Source organism: Ruegeria atlantica (assembly GCF_001458195.1).
GTDB classification, from domain to species: domain Bacteria; phylum Pseudomonadota; class Alphaproteobacteria; order Rhodobacterales; family Rhodobacteraceae; genus Ruegeria; species Ruegeria atlantica.
Window position 1 is genome coordinate 1 of the sequence record NZ_CYPU01000075.1, and the last position, 5,762, is coordinate 5,762.

At 44.5% G+C, this 5,762-nt stretch carries 9 protein-coding genes; all 9 read left to right on the forward strand.

The features are described 5' to 3' along the window. The first annotated feature begins 169 nt into the window (after window positions 1-169). Window positions 170-697 (forward strand): hypothetical protein, encoded by a 528-nt coding sequence (locus RUA4292_RS25760; protein ID WP_000487867.1) that lies wholly within the window; start codon window positions 170-172, stop codon window positions 695-697. An 8-nt stretch (window positions 698-705) separates the two neighbouring features. After that, on the forward strand, window positions 706-1,692 hold the full coding sequence (locus RUA4292_RS25765) for a Minor spike protein (protein WP_000466547.1): 987 nt from the start codon (window positions 706-708) through the stop codon (window positions 1,690-1,692). Window positions 1,693-1,755: 63 nt separating this feature from the next. Then, the gene (locus RUA4292_RS25770) at window positions 1,756-3,297 is read left to right on the forward strand and encodes a replication endonuclease (protein WP_000252566.1); all 1,542 of its coding nucleotides are present in this window, start codon (window positions 1,756-1,758) and stop codon (window positions 3,295-3,297) included. Further along, the gene (locus RUA4292_RS25775; RefSeq protein WP_435988044.1) at window positions 3,230-3,382 is read left to right on the forward strand and encodes a hypothetical protein; all 153 of its coding nucleotides are present in this window, start codon (window positions 3,230-3,232) and stop codon (window positions 3,380-3,382) included. The genes RUA4292_RS25770 and RUA4292_RS25775 overlap by 68 nt, the downstream gene beginning before the upstream one ends. Then, the gene (locus RUA4292_RS25780; RefSeq protein WP_016670801.1) at window positions 3,315-3,554 is read left to right on the forward strand and encodes a phage DNA packaging protein C; all 240 of its coding nucleotides are present in this window, start codon (window positions 3,315-3,317) and stop codon (window positions 3,552-3,554) included. Before RUA4292_RS25775 ends, RUA4292_RS25780 begins: the two co-directional genes overlap by 68 nt. Next, on the forward strand, window positions 3,551-4,009 hold the full coding sequence (locus tag RUA4292_RS25785; RefSeq protein ID WP_000084700.1) for a scaffolding protein D: 459 nt from the start codon (window positions 3,551-3,553) through the stop codon (window positions 4,007-4,009). Before RUA4292_RS25780 ends, RUA4292_RS25785 begins: the two co-directional genes overlap by 4 nt. After that, window positions 4,009-4,125 carry a phage DNA packaging protein J gene (locus tag RUA4292_RS25790; protein WP_000033471.1) on the forward strand — a complete coding sequence of 39 codons (117 nt, stop codon included), beginning with the start codon at window positions 4,009-4,011 and terminating at the stop codon, window positions 4,123-4,125. The genes RUA4292_RS25785 and RUA4292_RS25790 overlap by 1 nt, the downstream gene beginning before the upstream one ends. Before the next feature lie 36 nt (window positions 4,126-4,161). Then, window positions 4,162-5,445: a major capsid protein gene (locus RUA4292_RS25795; protein ID WP_000065572.1), complete on the forward strand. Its 1,284-nt coding sequence runs from the start codon at window positions 4,162-4,164 to the stop codon at window positions 5,443-5,445. Between the two features lie 110 nt (window positions 5,446-5,555). Next, on the forward strand, window positions 5,556-5,762 hold a 207-nt coding region (locus tag RUA4292_RS25800; RefSeq protein ID WP_032518615.1), incomplete at its 3' end, for a major spike protein G.

Below are 5,762 nucleotides of genomic sequence, written 5' to 3' on the forward strand. Positions count from 1 at the left end.
TTAATGTGACCGTTTATCGCAATCTGCCGACCACTCGCGATTCAATCATGACTTCGTGATAAAAGATTGAGTGTGAGGTTATAACGCCGAAGCGGTAAAAATTTTAATTTTTGCCGCTGAGGGGTTGACCAAGCGAAGCGCGGTAGGTTTTCTGCTTAGGAGTTTAATCATGTTTCAGACTTTTATTTCTCGCCATAATTCAAACTTTTTTTCTGATAAGCTGGTTCTCACTTCTGTTACTCCAGCTTCTTCGGCACCTGTTTTACAGACACCTAAAGCTACATCGTCAACGTTATATTTTGATAGTTTGACGGTTAATGCTGGTAATGGTGGTTTTCTTCATTGCATTCAGATGGATACATCTGTCAACGCCGCTAATCAGGTTGTTTCTGTTGGTGCTGATATTGCTTTTGATGCCGACCCTAAATTTTTTGCCTGTTTGGTTCGCTTTGAGTCTTCTTCGGTTCCGACTACCCTCCCGACTGCCTATGATGTTTATCCTTTGGATGGTCGCCATGATGGTGGTTATTATACCGTCAAGGACTGTGTGACTATTGACGTCCTTCCCCGTACGCCGGGCAATAATGTTTATGTTGGTTTCATGGTTTGGTCTAACTTTACCGCTACTAAATGCCGCGGATTGGTTTCGCTGAATCAGGTTATTAAAGAGATTATTTGTCTCCAGCCACTTAAGTGAGGTGATTTATGTTTGGTGCTATTGCTGGCGGTATTGCTTCTGCTCTTGCTGGTGGCGCCATGTCTAAATTGTTTGGAGGCGGTCAAAAAGCCGCCTCCGGTGGCATTCAAGGTGATGTGCTTGCTACCGATAACAATACTGTAGGCATGGGTGATGCTGGTATTAAATCTGCCATTCAAGGCTCTAATGTTCCTAACCCTGATGAGGCCGTCCCTAGTTTTGTTTCTGGTGCTATGGCTAAAGCTGGTAAAGGACTTCTTGAAGGTACGTTGCAGGCTGGCACTTCTGCCGTTTCTGATAAGTTGCTTGATTTGGTTGGACTTGGTGGCAAGTCTGCCGCTGATAAAGGAAAGGATACTCGTGATTATCTTGCTGCTGCATTTCCTGAGCTTAATGCTTGGGAGCGTGCTGGTGCTGATGCTTCCTCTGCTGGTATGGTTGACGCCGGATTTGAGAATCAAAAAGAGCTTACTAAAATGCAACTGGACAATCAGAAAGAGATTGCCGAGATGCAAAATGAGACTCAAAAAGAGATTGCTGGCATTCAGTCGGCGACTTCACGCCAGAATACGAAAGACCAGGTATATGCACAAAATGAGATGCTTGCTTATCAACAGAAGGAGTCTACTGCTCGCGTTGCGTCTATTATGGAAAACACCAATCTTTCCAAGCAACAGCAGGTTTCCGAGATTATGCGCCAAATGCTTACTCAAGCTCAAACGGCTGGTCAGTATTTTACCAATGACCAAATCAAAGAAATGACTCGCAAGGTTAGTGCTGAGGTTGACTTAGTTCATCAGCAAACGCAGAATCAGCGGTATGGCTCTTCTCATATTGGCGCTACTGCAAAGGATATTTCTAATGTCGTCACTGATGCTGCTTCTGGTGTGGTTGATATTTTTCATGGTATTGATAAAGCTGTTGCCGATACTTGGAACAATTTCTGGAAAGACGGTAAAGCTGATGGTATTGGCTCTAATTTGTCTAGGAAATAACCGTCAGGATTGACACCCTCCCAATTGTATGTTTTCATGCCTCCAAATCTTGGAGGCTTTTTTATGGTTCGTTCTTATTACCCTTCTGAATGTCACGCTGATTATTTTGACTTTGAGCGTATCGAGGCTCTTAAACCTGCTATTGAGGCTTGTGGCATTTCTACTCTTTCTCAATCCCCAATGCTTGGCTTCCATAAGCAGATGGATAACCGCATCAAGCTCTTGGAAGAGATTCTGTCTTTTCGTATGCAGGGCGTTGAGTTCGATAATGGTGATATGTATGTTGACGGCCATAAGGCTGCTTCTGACGTTCGTGATGAGTTTGTATCTGTTACTGAGAAGTTAATGGATGAATTGGCACAATGCTACAATGTGCTCCCCCAACTTGATATTAATAACACTATAGACCACCGCCCCGAAGGGGACGAAAAATGGTTTTTAGAGAACGAGAAGACGGTTACGCAGTTTTGCCGCAAGCTGGCTGCTGAACGCCCTCTTAAGGATATTCGCGATGAGTATAATTACCCCAAAAAGAAAGGTATTAAGGATGAGTGTTCAAGATTGCTGGAGGCCTCCACTATGAAATCGCGTAGAGGCTTTGCTATTCAGCGTTTGATGAATGCAATGCGACAGGCTCATGCTGATGGTTGGTTTATCGTTTTTGACACTCTCACGTTGGCTGACGACCGATTAGAGGCGTTTTATGATAATCCCAATGCTTTGCGTGACTATTTTCGTGATATTGGTCGTATGGTTCTTGCTGCCGAGGGTCGCAAGGCTAATGATTCACACGCCGACTGCTATCAGTATTTTTGTGTGCCTGAGTATGGTACAGCTAATGGCCGTCTTCATTTCCATGCGGTGCACTTTATGCGGACACTTCCTACAGGTAGCGTTGACCCTAATTTTGGTCGTCGGGTACGCAATCGCCGCCAGTTAAATAGCTTGCAAAATACGTGGCCTTATGGTTACAGTATGCCCATCGCAGTTCGCTACACGCAGGACGCTTTTTCACGTTCTGGTTGGTTGTGGCCTGTTGATGCTAAAGGTGAGCCGCTTAAAGCTACCAGTTATATGGCTGTTGGTTTCTATGTGGCTAAATACGTTAACAAAAAGTCAGATATGGACCTTGCTGCTAAAGGTCTAGGAGCTAAAGAATGGAACAACTCACTAAAAACCAAGCTGTCGCTACTTCCCAAGAAGCTGTTCAGAATCAGAATGAGCCGCAACTTCGGGATGAAAATGCTCACAATGACAAATCTGTCCACGGAGTGCTTAATCCAACTTACCAAGCTGGGTTACGACGCGACGCCGTTCAACCAGATATTGAAGCAGAACGCAAAAAGAGAGATGAGATTGAGGCTGGGAAAAGTTACTGTAGCCGACGTTTTGGCGGCGCAACCTGTGACGACAAATCTGCTCAAATTTATGCGCGCTTCGATAAAAATGATTGGCGTATCCAACCTGCAGAGTTTTATCGCTTCCATGACGCAGAAGTTAACACTTTCGGATATTTCTGATGAGTCGAAAAATTATCTTGATAAAGCAGGAATTACTACTGCTTGTTTACGAATTAAATCGAAGTGGACTGCTGGCGGAAAATGAGAAAATTCGACCTATCCTTGCGCAGCTCGAGAAGCTCTTACTTTGCGACCTTTCGCCATCAACTAACGATTCTGTCAAAAACTGACGCGTTGGATGAGGAGAAGTGGCTTAATATGCTTGGCACGTTCGTCAAGGACTGGTTTAGATATGAGTCACATTTTGTTCATGGTAGAGATTCTCTTGTTGACATTTTAAAAGAGCGTGGATTACTATCTGAGTCCGATGCTGTTCAACCACTAATAGGTAAGAAATCATGAGTCAAGTTACTGAACAATCCGTACGTTTCCAGACCGCTTTGGCCTCTATTAAGCTCATTCAGGCTTCTGCCGTTTTGGATTTAACCGAAGATGATTTCGATTTTCTGACGAGTAACAAAGTTTGGATTGCTACTGACCGCTCTCGTGCTCGTCGCTGCGTTGAGGCTTGCGTTTATGGTACGCTGGACTTTGTAGGATACCCTCGCTTTCCTGCTCCTGTTGAGTTTATTGCTGCCGTCATTGCTTATTATGTTCATCCCGTCAACATTCAAACGGCCTGTCTCATCATGGAAGGCGCTGAATTTACGGAAAACATTATTAATGGCGTCGAGCGTCCGGTTAAAGCCGCTGAATTGTTCGCGTTTACCTTGCGTGTACGCGCAGGAAACACTGACGTTCTTACTGACGCAGAAGAAAACGTGCGTCAAAAATTACGTGCAGAAGGAGTGATGTAATGTCTAAAGGTAAAAAACGTTCTGGCGCTCGCCCTGGTCGTCCGCAGCCGTTGCGAGGTACTAAAGGCAAGCGTAAAGGCGCTCGTCTTTGGTATGTAGGTGGTCAACAATTTTAATTGCAGGGGCTTCGGCCCCTTACTTGAGGATAAATTATGTCTAATATTCAAACTGGCGCCGAGCGTATGCCGCATGACCTTTCCCATCTTGGCTTCCTTGCTGGTCAGATTGGTCGTCTTATTACCATTTCAACTACTCCGGTTATCGCTGGCGACTCCTTCGAGATGGACGCCGTTGGCGCTCTCCGTCTTTCTCCATTGCGTCGTGGCCTTGCTATTGACTCTACTGTAGACATTTTTACTTTTTATGTCCCTCATCGTCACGTTTATGGTGAACAGTGGATTAAGTTCATGAAGGATGGTGTTAATGCCACTCCTCTCCCGACTGTTAACACTACTGGTTATATTGACCATGCCGCTTTTCTTGGCACGATTAACCCTGATACCAATAAAATCCCTAAGCATTTGTTTCAGGGTTATTTGAATATCTATAACAACTATTTTAAAGCGCCGTGGATGCCTGACCGTACCGAGGCTAACCCTAATGAGCTTAATCAAGATGATGCTCGTTATGGTTTCCGTTGCTGCCATCTCAAAAACATTTGGACTGCTCCGCTTCCTCCTGAGACTGAGCTTTCTCGCCAAATGACGACTTCTACCACATCTATTGACATTATGGGTCTGCAAGCTGCTTATGCTAATTTGCATACTGACCAAGAACGTGATTACTTCATGCAGCGTTACCATGATGTTATTTCTTCATTTGGAGGTAAAACCTCTTATGACGCTGACAACCGTCCTTTACTTGTCATGCGCTCTAATCTCTGGGCATCTGGCTATGATGTTGATGGAACTGACCAAACGTCGTTAGGCCAGTTTTCTGGTCGTGTTCAACAGACCTATAAACATTCTGTGCCGCGTTTCTTTGTTCCTGAGCATGGCACTATGTTTACTCTTGCGCTTGTTCGTTTTCCGCCTACTGCGACTAAAGAGATTCAGTACCTTAACGCTAAAGGTGCTTTGACTTATACCGATATTGCTGGCGACCCTGTTTTGTATGGCAACTTGCCGCCGCGTGAAATTTCTATGAAGGATGTTTTCCGTTCTGGTGATTCGTCTAAGAAGTTTAAGATTGCTGAGGGTCAGTGGTATCGTTATGCGCCTTCGTATGTTTCTCCTGCTTATCACCTTCTTGAAGGCTTCCCATTCATTCAGGAACCGCCTTCTGGTGATTTGCAAGAACGCGTACTTATTCGCCACCATGATTATGACCAGTGTTTCCAGTCCGTTCAGTTGTTGCAGTGGAATAGTCAGGTTAAATTTAATGTGACCGTTTATCGCAATCTGCCGACCACTCGCGATTCAATCATGACTTCGTGATAAAAGATTGAGTGTGAGGTTATAACGCCGAAGCGGTAAAAATTTTAATTTTTGCCGCTGAGGGGTTGACCAAGCGAAGCGCGGTAGGTTTTCTGCTTAGGAGTTTAATCATGTTTCAGACTTTTATTTCTCGCCATAATTCAAACTTTTTTTCTGATAAGCTGGTTCTCACTTCTGTTACTCCAGCTTCTTCGGCACCTGTTTTACAGACACCTAAAGCTACATCGTCAACGTTATATTTTGATAGTTTGACGGTTAATGCTGGTAATGGTGGTTTTCTTCATTGCATTCAGATGGATACATCTGTCAACGCCGCT